The organism is Pseudomonas sp. TCU-HL1 (genome assembly GCF_001708505.1).
In the GTDB taxonomy this organism is placed as follows: Bacteria; Pseudomonadota; Gammaproteobacteria; order Pseudomonadales; family Pseudomonadaceae; genus Metapseudomonas.
Genome location: NZ_CP015992.1, coordinates 2122718 through 2144565, shown reverse-complemented (window position 1 = coordinate 2144565; position 21848 = coordinate 2122718). Strand labels below are relative to the sequence as shown.

At 55.5% G+C, this 21848-nt stretch carries 17 protein-coding genes and 2 pseudogenes; 2 read left to right on the top strand and 17 right to left on the bottom strand.

The genetic code is table 11. The annotated features are described in order from the left end of the window. Positions 1 to 18: 18 nt before the first annotated feature. Positions 19 to 936 (top strand): annotated as a pseudogene (gene tnpC / locus THL1_RS09890) (IS66 family transposase); the annotation flags it as partial. Positions 937 to 980: 44 nt separating this feature from the next. Here tnpC (THL1_RS09890) and tnpC (THL1_RS09885) read toward each other — a convergent pair. Continuing rightward, positions 981 to 2480 carry an IS66 family transposase gene (tnpC, locus tag THL1_RS09885; protein WP_083245827.1) on the bottom strand — a complete coding sequence of 500 codons (1500 nt, stop codon included), beginning with the start codon at positions 2478 to 2480 and terminating at the stop codon, positions 981 to 983. Between the two features lie 19 nt (positions 2481 to 2499). Next, positions 2500 to 2856 (bottom strand): IS66 family insertion sequence element accessory protein TnpB, encoded by a 357-nt coding sequence (gene tnpB / locus THL1_RS09880; RefSeq protein ID WP_003449170.1) that lies wholly within the window; start codon positions 2854 to 2856, stop codon positions 2500 to 2502. A 76-nt stretch (positions 2857 to 2932) separates the two neighbouring features. On the opposite strand from tnpB, the pseudogene tnpC (THL1_RS09875) reads away from it, so the two are divergent. Further along, a pseudogene (tnpC, locus tag THL1_RS09875) lies at positions 2933 to 3527 on the top strand (IS66 family transposase); the annotation flags it as partial. 113 nt (positions 3528 to 3640) lie between these two features. On the opposite strand, the gene THL1_RS09870 reads toward tnpC (THL1_RS09875), so the two are convergent. From THL1_RS09870 to THL1_RS09800, 15 genes are all read right to left on the bottom strand, one after another. After that, positions 3641 to 3961 (bottom strand): ComEA family DNA-binding protein, encoded by a 321-nt coding sequence (locus THL1_RS09870; RefSeq protein ID WP_069083111.1) that lies wholly within the window; start codon positions 3959 to 3961, stop codon positions 3641 to 3643. Positions 3962 to 4020: 59 nt separating this feature from the next. Continuing rightward, positions 4021 to 5979 (bottom strand): polysaccharide biosynthesis protein, encoded by a 1959-nt coding sequence (locus THL1_RS09865; protein ID WP_069086464.1) that lies wholly within the window; start codon positions 5977 to 5979, stop codon positions 4021 to 4023. 116 nt (positions 5980 to 6095) lie between these two features. Next, positions 6096 to 7271, bottom strand: a complete 1176-nt coding sequence (locus THL1_RS09860; protein ID WP_069083110.1) for a DegT/DnrJ/EryC1/StrS family aminotransferase — start codon at positions 7269 to 7271, stop codon at positions 6096 to 6098. A 64-nt stretch (positions 7272 to 7335) separates the two neighbouring features. Continuing rightward, positions 7336 to 7953: an acetyltransferase gene (locus THL1_RS09855; RefSeq protein ID WP_069083109.1), complete on the bottom strand. Its 618-nt coding sequence runs from the start codon at positions 7951 to 7953 to the stop codon at positions 7336 to 7338. After that, positions 7950 to 8546 (bottom strand): sugar transferase, encoded by a 597-nt coding sequence (locus THL1_RS09850; protein ID WP_069083108.1) that lies wholly within the window; start codon positions 8544 to 8546, stop codon positions 7950 to 7952. Before THL1_RS09850 ends, THL1_RS09855 begins: the two co-directional genes overlap by 4 nt. Positions 8547 to 8558: 12 nt before the next feature. Continuing rightward, the gene (locus THL1_RS09845; RefSeq protein WP_069083107.1) at positions 8559 to 9695 is read right to left on the bottom strand and encodes a glycosyltransferase; all 1137 of its coding nucleotides are present in this window, start codon (positions 9693 to 9695) and stop codon (positions 8559 to 8561) included. 54 nt (positions 9696 to 9749) lie between these two features. After that, positions 9750 to 10640, bottom strand: coding sequence for a glycosyltransferase family 2 protein (locus THL1_RS09840; protein ID WP_069083106.1), 891 nt, complete (start codon positions 10638 to 10640; stop codon positions 9750 to 9752). A 51-nt stretch (positions 10641 to 10691) separates the two neighbouring features. Continuing rightward, a complete protein-coding gene (locus tag THL1_RS09835) occupies positions 10692 to 11297 on the bottom strand; it encodes a glycosyltransferase (protein ID WP_069083105.1) in 606 nt (201 codons plus the stop codon). A gap of 536 nt (positions 11298 to 11833) precedes the next feature. Beyond that, on the bottom strand, positions 11834 to 13234 hold the full coding sequence (locus THL1_RS09830; protein ID WP_069083104.1) for a lipopolysaccharide biosynthesis protein: 1401 nt from the start codon (positions 13232 to 13234) through the stop codon (positions 11834 to 11836). Beyond that, positions 13234 to 14268, bottom strand: a complete 1035-nt coding sequence (locus THL1_RS09825) for a hypothetical protein (RefSeq protein WP_069083103.1) — start codon at positions 14266 to 14268, stop codon at positions 13234 to 13236. Before THL1_RS09825 ends, THL1_RS09830 begins: the two co-directional genes overlap by 1 nt. Before the next feature lie 102 nt (positions 14269 to 14370). Continuing rightward, positions 14371 to 15468, bottom strand: coding sequence for a DegT/DnrJ/EryC1/StrS family aminotransferase (locus THL1_RS09820; RefSeq protein ID WP_069083102.1), 1098 nt, complete (start codon positions 15466 to 15468; stop codon positions 14371 to 14373). A 3-nt stretch (positions 15469 to 15471) separates the two neighbouring features. After that, positions 15472 to 16053, bottom strand: coding sequence for an acyltransferase (locus tag THL1_RS09815; RefSeq protein ID WP_069083101.1), 582 nt, complete (start codon positions 16051 to 16053; stop codon positions 15472 to 15474). Positions 16054 to 16060: 7 nt separating this feature from the next. Beyond that, positions 16061 to 17011: a UDP-N-acetyl-2-amino-2-deoxy-D-glucuronate oxidase gene (gene wbpB, locus THL1_RS09810; RefSeq protein WP_069083100.1), complete on the bottom strand. Its 951-nt coding sequence runs from the start codon at positions 17009 to 17011 to the stop codon at positions 16061 to 16063. A gap of 18 nt (positions 17012 to 17029) precedes the next feature. Then, complete coding sequence (wbpA, locus tag THL1_RS09805) at positions 17030 to 18343, bottom strand: UDP-N-acetyl-D-glucosamine 6-dehydrogenase (protein WP_069083099.1); 1314 nt, start codon at positions 18341 to 18343, stop codon at positions 17030 to 17032. 297 nt (positions 18344 to 18640) lie between these two features. Then, a complete protein-coding gene (locus tag THL1_RS09800; RefSeq protein ID WP_083245856.1) occupies positions 18641 to 21514 on the bottom strand; it encodes a lipid II flippase MurJ in 2874 nt (957 codons plus the stop codon). Between the last annotated feature and the right edge of the window lie 334 nt (positions 21515 to 21848).

The window sequence follows — 21848 nt, the reverse complement described above, 5'->3', positions numbered from 1 at the left end:
TCGGTATAATCCGGCGCCATGAAATCTGGCGCAGACTCCCTTCCCGACGATCCCGTCCTGCTCAAGGCCTTGGTTCTGCAATTGCAGGAACAGGTTGCTCTGCTGCGCCACAAACTGTTCTCGCCAAAGTCCGAGCGTAGCCCCGAGGATGCCGACTCCCCTCAGTTGGCCATGTTCAACGAGGCTGAGGAGTTGCTCGAAGAACCTGCTGGCGGATCGGGTGAAGCCGAAGAAGTCGTCGCCCCAGTGAAACGACGTGGCAAGCGCAAGCCCCTCCCGGCTGACTTGCCGCGCGTTGAAATCATCCATGAACTGCCCGAGCACGAGTTGACCTGTGCCTGCGGCGCCTGCAAGCAGGTGATCGGCGAGGAGACCAGCGAGCAATTGGAGATCATCCCGATGCAGGTACGGGTGATCCGCCATATCCGCAAAACCTACGCCTGCAAAGCCTGCGAAAGCGCTCCGGTCACGGCCGACAAGCCGGCCCAACTGATCGAGAAAAGTGTGGCCAGCCCTAGCGTGCTGGCCATGCTGCTGACCACCAAGTACGCCGATGGCATCCCGCTGTATCGCTTCGAGAGGATGCTCAGCCGCCACGGCCTCGACCTCCCCCGCCAGACCCTGGCGCGCTGGGTGATCCAGTCTGGCGAGCAGTTGCAGCCCCTGCTCAACCTCATGCGCGACCAATTGCTGGGCTACCCGGTGTTGCACTGCGACGAAACCCGGCTGCAGGTATTGCATGAACCCGGGCGAGATCCCACGGCGCAGTCCTGGATGTGGGTGCAAAGCGGCGGCCCGCCGGAGAAACCTGTCGTCCTTTTCGACTACAGCACCAGCCGTGCGCAGGAAGTACCGTTGCACCTGCTCGCAGGCTATCGCGGCTACCTGATGACCGATGACTACGCCGACTACAACGCCGTGGCCGCGCAAGACGGGTAACCGCTCCATAAACCCCGTCTTCCTTTGACGGGGTATCGCGATCAGGATGTGCTAGTCGGCGGGCAGTTCCACGGCAGCAGGGCTTCGTAGTCTTCGACACTGTTGGCCGTTGGCAGGCGCTCCAGGACGTGGCGCAGCCAGGCATAGGGTTCTTGCCCGTTGGCTTTGGCCGTTTCGATCAGGCTGTAGAGCTGCGCGCTGGCCGTGGCGCCCTTGGGCGTGTCGCTGAACAGCCAGTTCTTGCGGCCGATCACGAAAGGACGGATGGCGTTCTCGGCACGGTTGTTGTCGATGGGCAGATGCCCGCCTTCGACATAGCGCACGAGCCGGCTCCAGTTGCTGGCCAGGTAGTTCACCGCCTTGCCCAGGGCATTCTGCGCGGCGACCTGTGGCTGGGTCTTGTCCAGCCAGGCCTTGAGCTGTTCCAGGAGGGGCCGGCTGCGCTGCTGTCGTGCGGCGTGACGTTCCAGGTTGCCGCTGTCCTTGTGATCGCGCTCGATGCCGTACAGCTGGTTGATCAGGTTCAAGGCCATGTCGGCGCGCCCGATCTTGCCCTTGGGCTGCACCGTCTGTGCCTCGATGAATTTGCGTCGAGCGTGAGCCCAGCAGGCCAGGCGCTCGATGCCGTCTTGCGCGGCCACGGCGTTGTAGCCGGCATAGTCGTCGGTCATCAGGTAGCCGCGATAGCCGGCGAGCAGGCGCAACGGCACCTCCTGCGCGCGGCTGGTGCTGTAGTCGAAGAGGACGACGGGTTTCTCCGGCGGGCCGCCGCTCTGTACCCACATCCAGGACTGCGCGGTGGGATCGCGCCCGGGTTCGTGCAGTACCTGCAGCCGGGTTTCGTCGCAGTGCAACACCGGGTAGCCCAGCAACTGGTCGCGCATGAGGTTGAGCAGGGGCTGCAACTGCTCGCCAGACTGGATCACCCAGCGCGCCAGGGTCTGGCGGGGGATGTCGAGGCCGTGGCGGCTGAGCATCCTCTCGAAGCGATACAGCGGGATGCCATCGGCGTACTTGGTGGTCAGCAGCATGGCCAGCACGCTAGGGCTGGCCACACTTTTCTCGATCAGTTGGGCCGGCTTGTCGGCCGTGACCGGAGCGCTTTCGCAGGCTTTGCAGGCGTAGGTTTTGCGGATATGGCGGATCACCCGTACCTGCATCGGGATGATCTCCAATTGCTCGCTGGTCTCCTCGCCGATCACCTGCTTGCAGGCGCCGCAGGCACAGGTCAACTCGTGCTCGGGCAGTTCATGGATGATTTCAACGCGCGGCAAGTCAGCCGGGAGGGGCTTGCGCTTGCCACGTCGCTTCACTGGGGCGACGACTTCTTCGGCTTCACCCGATCCGCCAGCAGGTTCTTCGAGCAACTCCTCAGCCTCGTTGAACATGGCCAACTGAGGGGAGTCGGCATCCTCGGGGCTACGCTCGGACTTTGGCGAGAACAGTTTGTGGCGCAGCAGAGCAACCTGTTCCTGCAATTGCAGAACCAAGGCCTTGAGCAGGACGGGATCGTCGGGAAGGGAGTCTGCGCCAGATTTCATGGCGCCGGATTATACCGACTCAGCTCACAAAACGCGGGGTCAGCACCTTGTGTGGCTGGTTCCCCCAGAGGTCGAATCCTGCCAGCAACTGATTCAGTTCCCGCACCGTCAACACGATGGGCTCTTCAGCATCAGGCTTGGTCTTGAAACGCTCGGCCTGCAGGCGCTTGAGCCACAGGCAAAAGCCATTGCGTTCCCAATAGAGGATCTTCACCCGGTTGCGTGTTTTGTTGAGGAAGACGAACAACACCGGGTCGAACACGGCCACCTTGATATCCAGCTCCACCAAGGCCGCCAGACCATCAATGGACTTCCGGAAGTCGACGGGTTTCGGATAGAGGTAGACGGCTTTGACCTTGGCGTCCGGACGCATCATGACGGGGCTCCACTGGGAAAACGGGAGCCCAGCATCCGCAAGCGGATCGTTCAGTTGAAGGTGGGGTTCATGGAGCGCTTACCAAGACGGCATCGAGCGCCTGGCTTGCTGGGCACGCTCGACGCAAATTCATCGAGGCACAGAAGGTGCAGCCCAAGGGCAAGATCGGGCGCGCCGACATGGCCTTGAACCTGATCAACCAGCTGTACGGCATCGAGCGCGATCACAAGGACAGCGGCAACCTGGAACGTCACGCCGCACGACAGCAGCGCAGCCTGCCGATCCTGGAACAGCTCAAGGCCTGGCTGGACAAGACCCAGCCACAGGTCGCCGCGCAGAATGCCCTGGGCAAGGCGGTGAACTACCTGGCCAGCAACTGGAGCAGGCTCGTGCGCTATGTCGAAGGCGGGCATCTGCCCATCGACAACAACCGTGCCGAGAACGCCATCCGTCCCTTCGTGATCGGCCGCAAGAACTGGCTGTTCAGCGACACGCCCAAGGGCGCCAGAGCCAGCGCGCAGATCTACAGCCTGATCGAAACCGCCAAGGCCAACGGGAACGAACCCTATGCCTGGTTGCGCCATGTGCTGGAGCGCCTGCCGACCGCCAATAGTGTCGAAGACTACGAAGCCCTGCTGCCGTGGAACTGCCCGCCGACTAGCACATCCTGATCACGGCAACTCGTCAAAGGAAGACGGGATTTATGGAGCGCTTACGCTGCACACCCTCACCTCGCCCGGAACAAAAAACCGGCCAATGTGGCCGGCTCTTTGACATCGCGCGGTTACTCCACGCTAAGCCTGTCGCGATTCCTATCAAGCGTCTTTACACCAATCCCCTTGACCTCAAGCAGGTCATCGACCGAAGAGAACGGTCCGTTCTCCTCGCGGTACTGGACGATCGCCTTGGCTTTCGCTTCGCCAATACCAATCAACCGATCCTGGATAGCAACCACATCGGCTGCGTTGATGTTTAGCTTGCCAGCCTGTGCTTCAGCACTTGAAGCGGCAGTTGTCTCTACCTTCGCAGCAGCTGCGAGGGGGCTGTAACCAACGAAGAGAGAACAGAGGACGATAAACAGCGAGGCGATTCGAACGCGAATCATTGCATACACTCCATGTCATTAAGGGGAAGGGCGGTACATCCATAACCGCCCCACACAAACTAATGCCTGGAGTTGGAAGGCTCAATTCGCCGCTGCTGATGAATCCAGTCAACTATTTCCTCTCCGGGGGTGTAACCGTTGACCGTTTCGCGTAGGAGTTGGCGTACACGGACGTAGTCATCAGCTTCGACGGCAGCAAAGAGCTCGGCCAGTACGCGCTTGAACTCCTCCCAAGAAAGATGCTCTTCGTTGGCACGCATGATCATCGGGTGGTCGGTCGGGCTCACATTGTCGCCAATCAGCAGCTCTTCGTAGAGTTTTTCCCCTGGACGCAGCCCGGTGAACTCGATCGCGACGTCGCCGTTGGGGTTTTTTTCTGAGCGAACAGTCAGACCGGAAAGATGAATCATTTTCTCCGCAAGTTCGGCGATTTTTACCGGCTGCCCCATGTCCAGAACAAAGACATCCCCACCCTGCCCCATGGAACCCGCCTGAATCACCAGCTGCGCAGCCTCTGGAATCGTCATGAAGTAACGCGTGATATTGGGATGGGTGACAGTTACCGGCCCGCCACGTTTGATCTGCTCTCGGAACAACGGGATCACCGATCCGGAAGAACCAAGAACGTTCCCGAAGCGAACCATGGTGAAACGGGTCTTGTTGACCCGGTGCATCGCTTCGCTGTCGCCGAACAACACTGGTGCTGGCTCGCTGCTCACAGCCTGCAGGACCATTTCGGAGAGACGCTTCGTACTACCCATGACGTTGGTGGGCCGCACCGCCTTATCAGTAGAGATCAGCACGAAGTTCTCGACACCCGCCTGCACTGCAGCTTCAGCGGTGTACAAAGTCCCCATGACGTTATTGAGCACACCCTCAGCCACATTATGCTCGACCATCGGAACATGCTTATAGGCAGCAGCATGATAGACAGTGTCAACCTTCCAGGTCCGCATGACATCCAAAAGCCGACCTCGGTTGCGAACCGAACCCAGGATCGGAACCAGGGTTATGTTCATTGACTCGCGAGCCAAGCGCCTCTCTAGCTCAATCTGGATATTGTAAAGATTGAACTCACTGTGCTCGAACAGCAGCAGTGTCTCTGGACCAGAACCAAGAATCTGGCGACAGAGTTCCGAGCCGATAGAACCGCCCGCGCCTGTCACCATGACTACATTCCCGCGAATGCAGCGCTCGAACAATTCCTGCCGAGGTGGCACAGCATCCCGCCCGAGCAGGTCGGCAATATCCACCTCCTGAATATCGTCGACCTTCACTCGTCCGCTGGCCAGATCCATAAAGCCAGGCACACTTCGCACATGCAGAGGCAACCCCTCAAGCATTGCGAGAATTTCCTTGCGCCGACTACGAGACACCGAGGGGATTGCCAGGAGGATCTCCTGAGCGCCCGTTTCATCGACCATCTGCTGGATATGCTTGGGTTTGTACACCCTCAAGCCGGAAATAACCCGATTGGCGATGCCATTATCATCGTCGATAAAGGCGACCGGACGCATGGCACGCCCCATGCGCAGTGCGGCAGTCAGTTGGTTGCCAGCGGCGCCGGCCCCATAAATCGCAACTTTAGGAAGCGTATCCTCTCGAGTCCCAAAGGGCAGCGATTGACCGCCCATATACCAGTCACCAAGGAAGTACTGGCGCATGAACAACCGCAGCCCCCCCACCATGACGAAGCTGATCCACCAGTAGTTGAATACCAATGAACGCGGAACAGTTCTAGGCGCATCCTGGTGCCAATAGACAATCAAGGCCAAGGTCAGAGCTGACAGGGTGACTGCCTTGGCAATCGCGATAAGCGCAGCATTACCGAAATAGCGCATGACCTCGCGATACATACCCATTCGAGCAAATAATGGTATCGCAATCAGAGGCGCAATAAGAAAAAGCCATGTATATCCGTCCCACGGCAATACCAATTGGTCCACACCCAACCGCACCACAAAGGCGAGATAAAGAGCGGCCCACACCAAGACCACATCCATGCCAACCTGCACCATGCGCTTTGTTCGACGCGGCAGTTTCAGTAGCCGCTCACGCAACAGGTCAATTGCCCTCAACACAAAAGCATCCTCATTTTTATATAGATCAGCGACACATCACGGTCTTGCTCGGATCATGCTGCGGCCAGAGCCATTACCTCTGCCAAGACATCACAGGTCTTATCGATCTCCGCCTGGCTGAGCGTCGGATGAACCAAGAACATCAAGCTGGTCTCGCCCAGCTGTTTGGCAACAGGCAAACGCCCCTGGGGACGCCACCCCGTACCATCGAAAGCCTTTTCGAGATAAACCTCGGAACAGGTGCCCGAATAGCATGGAACCCCCCGCTCAGTGATTTCAGCAATGATTCGATCTCGACTCCAGTCGGACTTGAGCTCAGAGAGTTCCAGAAACACATAGCATTTGTAGGCGGCATGGCGGATGGTATCGGGCAGAGCCGGCACGCGCAGCCCACGCAGACCGTCGGAGAGCTTCCAGATTCGATTGGCATTCTCGAGGCGTGCGGCTTGCCACGCGGCCATTCTCTTCAGCTGGATTCGTCCAATGACAGCCTGGACCTCGAGCATCCGCCAGTTGGTACCGAAGCTCTCGTGCAACCAACGGAAACCGGATGGATGCTCCCGCTCGTAAACAGCTTCCCACGACTTGCCGTGGTCCTTGAACGACCACATGCTCGACCACAGGTTAGTGTCATTGGTTGTGACCATGCCACCCTCCCCCCCCGTAGTCATGATCTTGTCCTGGCAGAACGACCAGGCACCGATATGCCCGATGGATCCTACCGGGCGCCCTTTGTAGAGGGCGCCATGGGCCTGCGCGCAATCTTCGATGACGTAAAAACCGTGCTTGGCAGCAAGGGCCATGATCGGATCCATGTCGCACGGCCAGCCGGCCAGATGCACGCAAATGACCGCCCGAGTACGAGCCGTGACCACCGCGGCAATCGACTCGGCAGTGATCGCTTGAGAGTCGGGATCAACGTCGGCAAAAACGGGGACGGCACCGGCATTCACGATGCAAGACGCCGACGCCAGGAAGGTCCGCGAAGTAACAATGATTTCATCCCCTACACCAATGTCGAGCGCCTTCAGCGCAACGTCCAGGGCGACAGTTCCGTTAGCCAGCGCCACCGCGTGCTTTGTGCCGACCCAGTCGGCAAACTCGCGCTCGAACTCACGGCACTCCTTCCCCGTCCAGTAGTTGACCTTGTTGGACAAGATGACACTTCGAACAGCATCGGCCTCTTCTTCAGAAAAGTACGGCCAGGGAGAAAATGGAGTATTCAGCACAAGTAATATCCCGTAGAACCTTCAAAACTAAACGAGTAAGCCGCCCAAGTGACCGTCAACCACGTCACTTGATCCTTGCCGGCACACCCACGACTGTGACCTTGTCGACTGTATCGGCAACGACAGCGGCTCCAGCGCCGACCACCACATCGCTGCCTATGCAAACCGATTGGCGTACGCTCGCACCAATACCAATCCAGCTTCCCTCACCTACTCGAACTCCACCAGCCAGGCGTGCGCCAGGGCTGATATGGACAGCATCGGCAAGGCTGCAGTCGTGATCGACACTGCAACCCGTGTTCAGGATGCAGCCCTTGCCGATCTGCGCAAACGCATTGACCACGGAACCAGCAAAGACCACCGTTCCCTCGCCAAGCACAGCGTATCGGCTGATGACCGCAGAGGGATGAATCAGGTTGATCAAACGGGCTCCCGCCTTCCTCAGAGACTCCAGCTTGGCTAGTCGGATGCGATTGTTGCCGATCGAAACCATTACCGCATCGAAGTCCGACAAACGCCTGAGCAGATCAGCGCCACTGCCGTCTATCGGCCAAGGACCGTTGCGCTCGGAGGCCGGCCATGCGTCATCGAAGAACACGATGGAGTTCCACCCACAAGCTTCAGCGGTATCAGCCACCACCTTGCCGTGGCCGCTAGCGCCCAACAGCGCCAATCGATTCACTGCTTGTTACCTGTGAACTTCGACATGGTGACCTCGCCTTCCCCGCTGATACCTTCCCGGACGAACACCTTGCGCACGGTCAGAAACAGGATCCGGATGTCCAGCCAGAGCGATCGGTTATCCACGTACCAGACATCGAGCTCGAACTTGTCGTCCCAGCTCAATGCATTCCGGCCGTTGATCTGCGCCCAGCCCGTTACCCCTGGCCTGACCTGATGGCGCCTGGCCTGCTCCGGGCTGTAGAGGGGCAGATACTCCATCAATAGTGGCCGCGGCCCTACGAGACTCATGTCGCCCTTGAGCACATTCCACAACTCGGGCAACTCATCCAGGCTGGTAGCCCGCAGAAACCGACCGAAGGGCGTCATGCGCTGCGCATCCGGCAAAGGCTTGCCTGCCTCGTCCGTCGAATCGAGCATCGTGCGGAACTTGATCATCTCGAACGGCCGGCCATCCATGCCAGGCCGCACTTGGCGAAAAAGTGCGGGCGCACCGAGATAGCGTCGAACCGCAACGAACAACAGCAGCAACAGGGGAAAGAGCAAAAGCAGGCCAACTGCACTGCAGAAAACGTCAAAAGCACGCTTGATCACTCATTCACTCCACTAGCGAAACTGGATTCGCCGATAAAAGAAAAACAACTCATCAACGATCCGCCTGCTAGAAAACCGCCCCAATGCTCGCTCCCTCGCGGCCAACCCCATACGAGCCATGAGTGCCGGCTCACCCAACATCCGCGCCAGACCGTGAGTCAGTGACTGCGGGTCTCGGGGTTCCACCAAAATCCCTGTCACATCATCCTCGACAGCGTCGGAAAGACCGTAGATTCGAGTTGCCACAGCAGGAACTCCGGCCGCTGCCGCCTCAAGCACCGAACTACCAAACCCTTCGCGATAGCTAGGTAAGCAGAAGATATCAGCTGCGGCCATATATGCCTCCGGTTCACGAGTGAATCCCTGGAAATGCAGGCGATTACCCAAGGCACGTCCGACCTCCTGCAAGTGTTCGACCATCCGCTCCTCGTCAGGACCGACAATCAGCCAGTGCACTGCCGGGAACTTCTGGTCGAGCAACGCCATTGCCTGGGCCATTTCCCTCAATCCTTTGTCGACGCTCAAACGCCCGAGAAAGAGCACCACGGCCTCATCCGGACCAATGCCATGAGCCTCGCGAATCACCCGGCGAGCCTCCAGATTCGGACGGAAACGCTGGCCATCCACGCCACAAATGGAGCCGTCGCCCATCACCTCGATCCTCCTGGCGGAGCACACGCCTTCTCTTATCAGGAAATCACGTTGGGACGGACTGTCAGCCAGCAAATGAGTGGCCAATGCAGCAATGGTTCGATCAGCAGACTTCAGCAACTGGCGACCGAGTCCCTTGCGGGTCACCCAGACCTGCCCGGTGAACCAGTGAATCCGCACCGGCACCCTGGCAAGGAAGCCCGCAATCATTGACAGGAGACCAGCCTTTGGAGTCACAGAATGAACAACATCGAAGTTGTATTTGCGAAAAACTCGCATTAACGCAAACAACCCCTTGAGATCACGTGAAGGGGAAATCTCGCGTGCGATTTCGACGTGAACCTTTTCAGCCTTGGGCGAGATACCGACATCACCGGAAGAAAAGTTGGACACGACAAAGACATCATACTCATCAGCCAGGCGCTCGATATGAGCATTCAGGAACGCAGTTACCGTCATCGGAACCGCGACAACAAAGCAGATGCGCTTACGCTTCATGAAATCGTCCACAAATATAATTATTCGATGTGCGCGTGACCCCGATATGGAAACTCACCGCGCGAACCCCGTGGAAAACCGAATAAGCCTGCTGTGCAACCAATAACAGACGGCATGTGAATATGCTAGCGCGCGCAACTTATCTATCAGCGGCACACCCTTGAAGAGCAAAATGCTCAACCGACTTCCAGATGCACGCAGTGTTTCCAAAGCAGCCAGCCTAGAAAGTTTTTCAATACAATTCTGACTAAGCGCCGCTCGCTTAGACTCAAGAAAAACGCTATAAACCATGGACCTACGGCGAATATCTTCACTCTTGACAGCAAAACCGACATCCCGACGCAATGAATTGTTTTCATGCAGTCGATAAATCAAGCCGACGACTGGAACATCGATTACTCGCATTCCATCAAGATACTCGATATGGCATTTTATCCACATATCTTCACTAACAAGACAACTCGGGATCGGAAAAACCTTCAGCGCAAACTCTCTGGAGAACACGATAGTCCCACCTGACAGGGCACCGGTCCCCTTCAATTTCGGCATTACCATGCCATCCAGCCTGCTGTCCGTCGATGTAGTCCTGTATTTGCAAGCAGTTATAGCGTAAGGGCCTGCATCCAGCAGCGGTTCAACCCTTGCCTTGAGAGCCCCCTCAGGAAGCATATCGTCGCCAGCAAGCAACATCACATAGTCGCCAGTTGAATGCTCGAAGGCCAAATTGAATGCGCTGCATTTGCCTTTCTCGACATTCCTAAAGGCTCTGACAAAAGAGTACTCCTTCTCCAGAGCCACCAACTTGACCCAAGTGCCATCGGACGAAAAATCATCAACACAGATCAGTTCAATCTCATAATCGACAATCTGTTTAGCAATGCTTTTTATCGCATCATCTATGAATTTCTCTTCATTGAATGCCGGCATCAGGATCGAGACTTTCATACACCGTTCCAAAAGAACAAAATATTCCCCTATACGCTCACCGAAGAAAATCTACGATTCCAGCCCCTCACTTACAGTAGAGATGACATCCGCACGCCGGAGCATCCTCAACTCAAACCACTTCTCGAAGCGTTTGCCCCCACCGATTCCGATAGCCAAATGATTACCCACCCATAGGTCACGAAAATCCACCCATAGTTTGGCCTGTGGATTCAGTAATGAATAAATCCAGGCAACAACGAGCCCGACATAATGGCTATGGTTGGCGACTATCAGTTCGGGCCTGTTTTTTCTAAGCGCACGATAACAGGCAAAGAACCAGATATCATAAAGGCAAGGCATTCGACAGAAAAATACTCCAGCAGGCGTGCTGGCCATATCATCGAAAGCCTCCTTACTTGAGTTTTTCTCCGACTTTACCTGGGAATTTAGTCTTCCATTCCTCCTGCAGTCGCTCATCCACTCCAGAATTCGCATAAGCAAACTCGCGGGACGCACCACTGAAAACTCGTCATTGGCATCATCAGCCCCTTTTAACTCGCGGGCAATTACTGTTACTTCATGCTCCCTGCTCAACCAGCCAGCCCAATTCTCGGGCCGAATCGAGCCAATGGCTTCATCCACTTTAACACACAAGGCAATGAGATATACTTTCATTAAACCTCATTAAAAACCTTCTAACTCACAACCTCATCAACACTACAGTGATACCATCAAATAATTTAGGCTGAAATTACTAGACCGCTCAACATATATAAATTCGGTTAAATTTCTGTAGCCTCACGCCATGGCAGCTGACGCCAGAGCCGACCAACTTACCATTCGACATGATCACTCGAAAGAGATAAATAGCCCCCCATAGGACATGCGCCTGCCTGAACCTGACCCGAACAAACTGTGACCAGCCTATAGCTTCTTTTAAGCAAGAGCATCCCAAAACACCCTAAAAATACTAAACCCTCTTAAGTTTAAAAATTAAATTTAGCCAAATTTTCGAACATAAAGGTTAACTTGAAGAACCCGTAAAATTCGAGCACCCCAACCCAGACACCCGATTAGCATGGGCAATGACGCCAAAAAAAACCGAAAAACAAGCCCAAACAACGCAAAACTACATAAAAACAAAAAACGCAAAGATATTCAGCACCTCTATATAGCCAAGGATATAAAAACCTGGGAAATTTATTGACAGCCTATTGCCACCAATACTTGCACAGGTAATTAATTCTAGACCAGAAAATCACAATAAAAAACCCAGCAAAAAAAAGCCACATCGAAGCGAAGTAAAACACACTCAATTCGACGCTGATGGCGGAATAGGAGGAAACGAGAAGCAGCAAAAAGGTCGAGAAGTACATCTTCCGCCGCGGAGTCGGCTGCCACACACGGTAGGAAAACTCGGTCCGTAAAAGCAGGTAGAACCAGAATGCAACCGCCGAGGCTACCCCCGCGCCAGCGGCCCCCAATCGGGGAATCAGCAAGAAATTGCAGATCACGGCGATAAGCAATCCAATGAGCGACGCCAGCATTGCATAGCCGCTTCGCTTGGAGATTCCCAGCCCAATGCCGCTGACTTCCGACAAGGCATAGAACAACGGGCAAAGCATGCAGACCGGAAGGAGGAAACGCACCCTGGCGTACTCCTCGGGAAGCACGAACAGCAGTACCCACGAGAAAAAACCCGCAATGCAGGTAAACAGCAGAACGACCAGCAGCACAGTCTCGGAAATTACATTCAGTCGGTCTAACTCGACCCCCTGCTCGACCCACTTGTATACGATCGGCGCCCAGACCACGGAAAACACGCTTTGAAATATCGCGGTAACCATGGCGAAACTTGTCGCAACTGAATAGACAGCAAGCTCCTCGAACCCTGAAAGGCTCCGCAGAAGGACCCTGTCAATCGTCGACATACACCAGTAGGCAAGCCCGCCGGCGACCAACGGCATACCAAATTTGAGCAAGGGCACGCTTTCATGAATATTGAATTGATGCCCCAGGGCGAGCCGCCACTCCAGACGAACAACCCAGAAACACAGGATCGCAACTACAACCACCGATGCGACATGCGCGGAAATCAACGCCAGAAATTGCTGGTTACCCCACACCAGGTAGAAGGACAAGACCAGCAGAATGAAGAAGAGTCTCGGCAGGACTTGAAATAGCGAAAAGGTCACCCCGCGCTCCTGCATGCGCAATATCAAGGTTGAGAACCGAGTGAAAAACAAAGAGGAAAAACACAGAACGATCAAAAATCCGATTAGTGCACTATCGATAGAAAAAACACCATCGGAAAGCAGTCGCAAGATAAAAAACGAAACTAAAACACAGAGAAGTAGCAAGAATAGCCCAGGGGTAATGGCCAACCGCAAGAGCAAAGACTTATTGCGCGATGCGTGATACTCGCGCACATAGGATTGATCAAGACCAAGACTGAGGACAAGAACAAAGAAACTGGAGACCACCTGTAGTAACGCCAGTCGCCCAACGTCCTCGCTTGAATACATCCACGTGATTAACGGCAGACTCACCACCCCCAGTACCGCATTGGCGGCTGGCCCTATGGCAAACCCTGAAATCTTGGAGAAACGCACTAATCAGCGCCCCCGAAAAGGGCATCATCCCAATGATGCATGGTTGCCGACCAACTTGACACACCTGCAATATAGTCTTTCAAGCCGGGGGACGTGTGCGAACTGGCTTTGGACACTACAATCTGCTCAACCATTGCTGGCAACTCGCCAAGTGAGTGCACCAGGCAAATCTGACGACCAAACGATAACAACTCCTGATACGGTAGCCAGTCTCCCGCAACTACCACCCCGCCAGCATAAAGAGTCTCCTGCATAGACCCGCTGAACTGGTCGCTTACCTGAACATTTATCAAGATGTCCGTGACACAGCGCAACCTGGCAATATCAGAGAACCCGTAGAATTCGGACAGGATGGTATATTCGGCGATTTCACACTCCGCGAGCAGGTCCCTCAAAGTGGACTTCAACTGGTCCCCGCCCCTGCCCAGATGAAAAACGAGATGCATCCTGTTCCTGATGGATGAGTCCAGCCGCCGGAGTTCACGAACTATATCGACATGGCGCTGCGCTGGGCTGGAATTATAGCCAACCAGAACTATCTTTCGTTCTGCTGGAAGACCAAAGAACCCACACAGCGCCGAGCGATCCGCATCATTCTCCTGATATCTTTCTATTTGATCCAGCACAGGCAATCCGAATCGTGCCACACAAAGCCTGCTCTTGGGTCGGAGCACTCCGCGAGAAAAATCCTTCAGCGTCTCTGGATTGGTAAACACAATCCTTGTCGAAGCCCAGAAGATCATCGCCTGGGCAACTCTCTTAACAAAGCTTGATCTATAGAAATCGCTTCCCCAGACGACCGAAATCAGTCGTCTGGATTTCCCGCGGAGAAATGGCAAAAAGAACGCCATGAATGGGTAGACGAAATGAAGCACCACGCTGTCATAGACGCCATCCGTTCGCCGCAGCGCCGAATACAAATCACGTAGAAATAGCAACTTACCCAAGCCGCCAGCACTGAAACGGCAATTGAACTGAGACTCCACACCCGGAACTTCCTCGCAGCACGAGAAAGAAATCAGGTCGATACGCACGCCTCTTCCATGATATTGGCAGATAAAGTCACGAACGAATACTGATGCACCATCACCAATAACCAGAACTCTCCTGCCAAGTACATCAGTCATAATCCATGCTCACAGCAAGCCATTCCGATGGCGAATTCCTTCGACGACCAGGTTAATGGAGTCAACATCAAGATAAGGATGCATCGGCAGGCTCATTACCTCTTCTGCCAATACATCGCCGATTGGCAACGATGCCAGCCGGTCAATGACTGCCGGCTGCTTGTTCAACGGAATTGGGTAATGAACGGTGCAAGGAACCCCCCTCGCCTTGAGCCCCTCAATGACACAATCCCGACCCGACACTCTGATAGTGTATTGCGCGAAAGCGCTCAGGTTCCCTGGTTCGATGTACGGAGTCGTATGAATACCTACATGGTTCAGCAGCCGGTCATAGGATGCGGCCACCGCCTGCCGCCGCGTGATTTCGTCCTCGAAGATATCCAGCTTCTGCAACAGGATCGCCGCCTGCAGCGTATCCAGACGACTGTTAACACCCACTCGTACATGGTGGTAACGCCGGTCCTGCCCATGGCGCGCAATCTGTCGAAGCACGACAGCAAGCTCATGGTCACTGGTGAAGATCGCACCGCCATCTCCGTAGCAACCCAGCGGCTTACTCGGAAAGAAACTGGTGCACGCGATGGTGGTCAGGTTGCAAGAACGTTTGCCTTTGTAGGTCGCGCCAAAACTTTGCGCCGCGTCTTCAATGACGGGAATGCCATGCTTGGCCGCGATGCTGTTGATCGCATCGAAATCCGCACACTGCCCGTAGAGCGAGACCGGAATAATGGCCTTGGTCCGAGGCGTTATCGCGGCTTCCAGCAGGGATGGATCAAGATTGTATGTGCGCGGATCCACATCCACGTAAACCGGCTTCGCGCCAAGCAAGGCAACAGTCTCGGCCGTCGCGATGTAAGTGAAGCCCGGCGTGATGACCTCATCATCAGGCCCAATGCCAAGTGCCATCTGGGCGATCTGGAGAGCATCGGTACCATTGGCGCAGGTGATGCAGTGCTTGGCCCCCACATACGCCGCCAGGCGCTCTTCCAGCTCGGTCACTTCAGGGCCGAGTATGTATTGACCATGAGCCAGAACTCGCTGGATGGCAGCATTGATCTTGTCCTTGATACGGAGCTGCTGCGCCTTGAGGTCGATAAACTCGATCATGGATCACGAATCCTCTTTGCTGAGTGTCGAGCCCTGCAGAACATAACGGGCGCCGGTATGTTCGCAAATTGCCTGCGCTTCCCCTTGCAAGGGTAAAGCGAGCCGCTCACCGAACTCGCTCATCCAGCCAATTTGTCGCCCCGGCACGCCGACGATAAGTGCGTATGCCGGCACGTTCCTGGTCACCACTGAGCCCGCGCCTACAAACGCGAACTCGCCAATCGTGACCCCGCAGACAATGGTGCAATTGGCGCCCAAGGTGGCGCCGCGACGAACCAGCGTATCGCGGTACTCGCTCTTGCGCTCGATCAGGGATCGGGGGTTGTAGACGTTCGTGAACACCATGCTAGGCCCGCAGAACACCCCCTCTTCCAGCGTAACATTGTCGTAGACGGAGACATTGTTCTGAATCTTGCAGTGATCGCCGATCACGACGCAGTTGCCGACAAAGACGTTCTGTCCAAGCGAGACGCCCTTTCCGATGCACGCGCCGGCGCAAACATGAACGAAATGCCAGACACGCGAGCCGTCACCGATCCGGGCACCTTCATCGATGATCGCGGACGGATGTACCTGAACAGTCATACCAGCCTCAACAAGCCAGGCCCGCGAGAAAAGGATGCCCCTCGCGTTCCCGAGGTTCGACGATCGACGAAGTCCTGATGCTGTTCACCGTTTCCACACAGTGGCGCGCATCTTCTATGCCGTATCCGCGACCGGCAAGGATCTCCTGGTAACTTACGGTGTGGAGGTCAGTGAAACCCTCAGAGAACTCGATTTCCTCACCATTGACGGTGACCGAACGATAGGTTGGCTTCTTGCCCCGCACGGACTCTGGCAGATCCCGGGCATCAATGGAAAGGAACCAGCGCACGCGCGCCTTCTCATACTCCAGGTAACCGGCCGCCTTGGACTCGCTGGAGAAATGGACGTCATTTCGCAGGAGCTTGCCAAAGGTGAAGTGCAACATGTCGTAGAAATGCACACCGATGTTGGTCGCGACGCCAAAGGACTTTCGCGGATCGCCCTTCCAGCTTTCCATGTACCACTTACCCCTGGAGGTAATGTACGTCAGCTCAACATCGTATTTTTCCGCGGCATTTTCCCGGGCAACCCTGTTCTTCAGAGACAGGATGGCCTGGTGATGACGGAGTTGGAGGATGTTGTATACGCGCATACCAGTTTCCCGCTCAATCAACGCCAATTCGTCAAGAATCTCCGGACTGGGAACCAGTGGTTTCTCACAGATCACGTCGCAACCAAGCCGAAGTCCGGCGGCAATATGGGCGTGGTGCAGGTAGTTGGGAGAACAAACCGACACATAGTCCAGCGCCGTCGCGGGATCGCGCCTCAACCGCCAGGCATGTTCGATGAAGCGTTCGAACTCGGTGAAGAACTCGCTTTGGGGAGAGATGCTGTCAATAACGCCTACCGAGTCATTGACATCGTAGGCGGACACCAACTCGTTGCCCGTGTCCTTGATAGCGCGCATATGGCGGGGGGCGATGTAACCGGCAGCGCCGATCAGTGCGAAGCGTTTCAAGCAGAACTCTCCGGAAAATCAGGCTTTGATGATGTGCGTTTCAGGCGCTCGGAACTTGCCGCGACTATCGACAATCAACGCAGCGTGCTGGCGAATCAACTCATAGTCGAACTTGTCATGGTCGGTGGCGAGCACGACTGCGTCGAATCTGGCCAAATTCTCAGCGGTAAGCTCTTCGCTCACCAGATCGAAATGATGTTCGCGCATCTTTGGAAAGACCGGGACATGGGGATCGCTGTAGGCCACCTGGCAACCCTTGGCCTCCAGCAACTCCATGATCTCCACCGACGGAGACTCTCGCATATCGTCCACGTTCTTCTTGTACGCAATGCCAAGCACGAGGATTCGGCTGCCCTTGAGGGCCTTGCCCTCGTCATTGAGGCCGTCCATAAGCTTGCCGACCACGTACTCGGGCATTGCCTGGTTCACTTCCCCCGACAACTCGATGAATCGCGTATGCAAGCCATACTCACGCGCTTTCCAGGTGAGATAGAAGGGGTCGATCGGAATGCAGTGCCCGCCCAGCCCGGGCCCCGGGTAGTAGGGCGTGAAGCCGAAGGGCTTGGTCGCGGCGGCGTCGACCACTTCGAAGATATCTATCCCCATACGGTCGGCCACCACCTTCATCTCGTTGACCAGGCCAATGTTCACTGCACGATGGATGTTCTCCAGCAACTTGGTCATTTCGGCAGCTTTCGTGGAGCTGACAGGGACGATGCGATCAATGGCTTGCTCGTAGAGGGCCACCCCTACGCGCAGACACTCTTGTGTATGCCCACCGATGACCTTGGGAATCGTACGAGTCTCGAAGTTGGGATTGCCCGGATCCTCCCGCTCAGGGGAATAAACCAGGAAAATGTTCTCGCCAACCTTCAAACCGCTCTCTTCCACCCGCGGCAGCAACTCCTCCTCGGTCGTCCCCGGGTACGTCGTACTCTCCAGCGAAACGACCTGACCCGTCCGTAGATAAGGCTTGATGGCATTGGTGGTATTGATCACGAAGCTCATGTCAGGCTCGCGATACTTGTTGAGGGGGGTTGGCACACACAGAATCAACGCATCGCACTCGCTGGCGCGCTGAAAATTCGAGGTCGCCTCGAACCCTTCGGCACGAGCTTTCGCAATTTGCTCGCCCGATATGTGTTCGATATAGCTCTTGCCGGCGTTCAGCTTTTCGACTTTCTCACGGTCAATATCGATTCCCAACACTCGAAAGCCGATATTGCTATATCGCAGCATGAGTGGAAGGCCAACATAGCCCAGCCCCAGAATTCCGATTAGAGCCTCTTTGCTCTTGAACTTGGCAACACAGAGTTCAGACTGGACAGACATTTCAAACTCCAACAATACGGCAGGCTGGGCTGGCGATAGGCCTCAATCCTGCCGATGACATTTCCTTCAGATTCGAGAAAGCCGCTTCCGGCGCAGCTCCTCTGGAAAACGGGTTGCAAGACCACAATGCCCCGGACACCCGGAACTGAACCAACCCACATAGATGATGCCCATCCATAGGGGAGGTCGAAAGCCTACAGCATGCACCCCCACCAGCAAAGAACAGTCGACTGCCGATGCCCGTGCCGCGCTGACTGGCCACGGAGTGGCCAGCTTCGCACGAAGTAACGACACTCATCACTCATGGGTGACTTTTGCGAGGGCCCTGAACTGGAACGAGATGACTGCTACCGATGCGACGAGAGTCACCATCAGGACCGCGACACTCCGCAGGTGCATGCTGGCGGCAAAGCCGAACAGCACCAACCAAGTAGCGGCAATGCTGAACAATTCCGCGGCACTCAGGTGAGACTGCTTGCGTGTGAACGCCATGATCAGGACCGTCGAAAGGATGCTCGACACCGTCCAAGCCGCAGCCAGGCCCAGCACCCCCCACATCGGCACCCAAATGAAGTTCAGAACCACGTTGCCGACCAGGCCGGCAGACGCCGCCACTACGGCCTTTCGGGATTTGGAAGAAACCGCACACAGCTTGATAAGCAGAATGCTGGAAATGACATACGGAAGCTGCAGCGCCCCCAGCTTGAGTATTCCAATCAACTGCATGGCCGCCCCCTCTTTATCTCCCTCCGAGACTGCGGCAAACACCAACGGTTCGGCGAAAATGAAGACGACCGCGATTACGACTGCACTTCCCCAACTCCCCGCGACCAGCGACAGGTACAGGTTTCCACGTATCCGGGATTTTGAACCCATGGAAACAAGGCGAGTCATGTAGGGCACAAAGACCGCCGTAAGTAATGCTGCGCCGAGTAGGGACGACATCTGGACCAACTTGCTGCCAATCGCCCAGGTCGAGATCGAACCAACGCCAATCCGACCAGCAAACCAATAGTTGACAGGTATGACCAAAACTGTTACTAGGGCGCAGAAAACCAGCCATTTGCAATTGGCAATCATCTCCCTCTCACGAAAGAGGGCCGACATGGAACCCGGTACCAAAGTAAACCCAAAGCGCCTGACTATCGCGAACAAGATGACGAGATTGACAAGCTGCCCAATGCTCATGCCTGCCATTGCGTAGGTCATGAGTTGGCCATCATCAGCAAACAAGATAGCCACCACCACCACTATCGGAACCGCAAGCTGCGCAATAGCCGCAATGACAGGACGACCAAGTGTATTAACGAGGCTGTTCCCTGCGACTATTATCCCGGACAGGAGAAACAACGGGATTGCGACGGGCAAGAGCCTTATGACTTCAGCGGGATGGCCAGCAGCTAGGAATCCGGAAAATATCCTGTGGGAAAACATCAAGAACCCGATGCTTATCAGGGCAAACAGAAGCAGCGTAAAACTGACCGCAGCACTTAGCAGGGATTGAATATTCTTGCGCTCTTTCTGTTGCAAGAATTTGGTTGTCAGTGCGTCCCCAAGTGGCGCAGCCAAAATGCTTGCACCAAGCATTGGCAACATGATTGCCATGTAGTAGCTATCCAGGCTATGACCAAAACCGGAGCGATTGATCAGCATCAAGTCCCGGATAAGAAGCCCGAGCAGCCCCAGCATCGTGACGATCGTCACGACGAGCCCCGCTCCGAATGCCTTGCCGCCGCTCGCGATTGCACCACCGGCGGAATTGTCTGCAGGACTTCCATGAACTCGCAACGAGGCAAGCGAGTACCCCGAACGCTCCAGCCAACCTCTTAGCAGTACTCCCCAACCAGCACATCCGACCAAGGTGAATACAAACAACTGCCCATAGCGGACCCTATGCAGAGTACCAATATTGGGACCCACATAACTGATAACCGTAATGACCGCCAAGCAAGCAATCAGGCTTGCGACTAACTCTTTGCTGGGCCTCTTCCAGAGCATCACCAGCACACCTGGGAAGAGAATGTAGAAAATCAAGGTTTCAATCGAGCCAATGATCCTGGGCAACGAGAGTCGCTCGACCCAGAAGCTCGGGAAAGGGGAAAAAACACCTACGAGCGCGGCCCTTGGCATGTACAAAAGCGCCTCAACGGCATTGGTCGGCTTTACATCACCATCAATGATGGAGCCCGCGCCCACCTTCTCTCCAGACAGAATGAAATGCACTCGAATGGCCGAAATCTTCTCCAGCTCTTTATCCACTTTCAGGGGTAGGAACTCCGAACGCTCCCACTTCCAGTTATCCAATTGCATGTTGGCTGGCGCATGCCTGCCTCCCCCGACGCCACCCCCCTCCCAAGTAACCATCTGGTTCTCCACAGGAGCAGTCGAGGCGATTGCGCCCGCGATGGCCAGCATCGTTAGGGCATTGAGGAGGGTGACTCGCCCCAAGGTGCCCGGACGCACGAGCCTCCACGCGGCCAGCACCAGCCATGCGCAACCGAAAGCCGCGGTATAGATCATCACCATATGCGGCCGCATGATGGCTACGAGCCCCATCCCGATGCCCATGATCAGGACATTGATCAGCGCCTTGCGGAACGAACACGGACTGAACGAGCGGAGGAACGCATATAGGGAAAGCAGGTAACCCGCAATCAGGAAGGCGTCCTTGTGGTTCTGGCCGTACCAGACCAGAGCAGAAGGAAAGGCCAGGAAAAGGAATGCAGCGAACAACCCCCCCCTGATGCCCTGCGTAACAGGTGAAATCAAAGAGGTCAAAAGCACTATGCACACCGCACCCAGCGCATGAAATGCGGCATTCAGCGGCAGAAAATAAGCCGGTTCGGCCCCGAACAATGCATATATCGCACCCAGGATCCCGACATTCGCGGTGTAACGGCCGAAAGGCATCAGCTCCCATGCGCCCCAGCCATTAGCCTTGATACTATTCGCTATGGCGACTGCATTCTGATGAAAGTTTATCGCATCATCAAACATGAGACCGTGGCCTGCATGCATACTTGGAATCAGAGGCAGCACGAGTTTCTGCAATGTCAACCCAAGAACAAATGCATAAGCGAACGCCCCCAGCCACAGCATGAATAAACTTGGTTTCACAGAAAAATTATAAACACCGGAACCAAGCCTATCTTTATATTCTTTAAATTGCATACTTATAAACTCAGAGAAACCCCGACCCAAATAACAACGCAATAACGCTTCAATATTTTATCTCGAGAAATTGAGCCAATTCAGTTTGAGTCACGCTTCCCGACTATCTGACTGATCAAAGGCATCAGCCAGACGGGAGCTTGATCGACCCAAGGCACGGCACCCGCGCTGCATGGCCGTCTGTACGAATGGCGAGTTCAGCGAGCACATCAGGCACACGCCGAAAAACCACACATAAGGACTTGGACGAAAATCTCATAGCCCTGCCTGCAGATGGGCCGCCGAACTGCCGGTCATTCCACCTCCCTCTGGAACACCACAGAACGGGAGCAAT

What these genes read in the sequence shown, in the direction of transcription:
- tnpC (WP_083245827.1), bottom strand. Translation starts at nt 2,480, where the DNA reads ATGAAATCTGGCGCAGACTCCCTTCCCGACGATCCCGTCCTGCTCAAG.
- tnpB (WP_003449170.1), bottom strand. Translation starts at nt 2,856, where the DNA reads ATGATGCGTCCGGACGCCAAGGTCAAAGCCGTCTACCTCTATCCGAAA.
- THL1_RS09870 (WP_069083111.1), bottom strand. Translation starts at nt 3,961, where the DNA reads ATGATTCGCGTTCGAATCGCCTCGCTGTTTATCGTCCTCTGTTCTCTC.
- THL1_RS09865 (WP_069086464.1), bottom strand. Translation starts at nt 5,979, where the DNA reads ATGGTGCAGGTTGGCATGGATGTGGTCTTGGTGTGGGCCGCTCTTTAT.
- THL1_RS09845 (WP_069083107.1), bottom strand. Translation starts at nt 9,695, where the DNA reads ATGAAGCGTAAGCGCATCTGCTTTGTTGTCGCGGTTCCGATGACGGTA.
- THL1_RS09840 (WP_069083106.1), bottom strand. Translation starts at nt 10,640, where the DNA reads ATGAAAGTCTCGATCCTGATGCCGGCATTCAATGAAGAGAAATTCATA.
- THL1_RS09835 (WP_069083105.1), bottom strand. Translation starts at nt 11,297, where the DNA reads ATGAAAGTATATCTCATTGCCTTGTGTGTTAAAGTGGATGAAGCCATT.
- THL1_RS09820 (WP_069083102.1), bottom strand. Translation starts at nt 15,468, where the DNA reads ATGATCGAGTTTATCGACCTCAAGGCGCAGCAGCTCCGTATCAAGGAC.
- THL1_RS09815 (WP_069083101.1), bottom strand. Translation starts at nt 16,053, where the DNA reads ATGACTGTTCAGGTACATCCGTCCGCGATCATCGATGAAGGTGCCCGG.
- wbpA (WP_069083099.1), bottom strand. Translation starts at nt 18,343, where the DNA reads ATGTCTGTCCAGTCTGAACTCTGTGTTGCCAAGTTCAAGAGCAAAGAG.
- THL1_RS09800 (WP_083245856.1), bottom strand. Translation starts at nt 21,514, where the DNA reads ATGCAATTTAAAGAATATAAAGATAGGCTTGGTTCCGGTGTTTATAAT.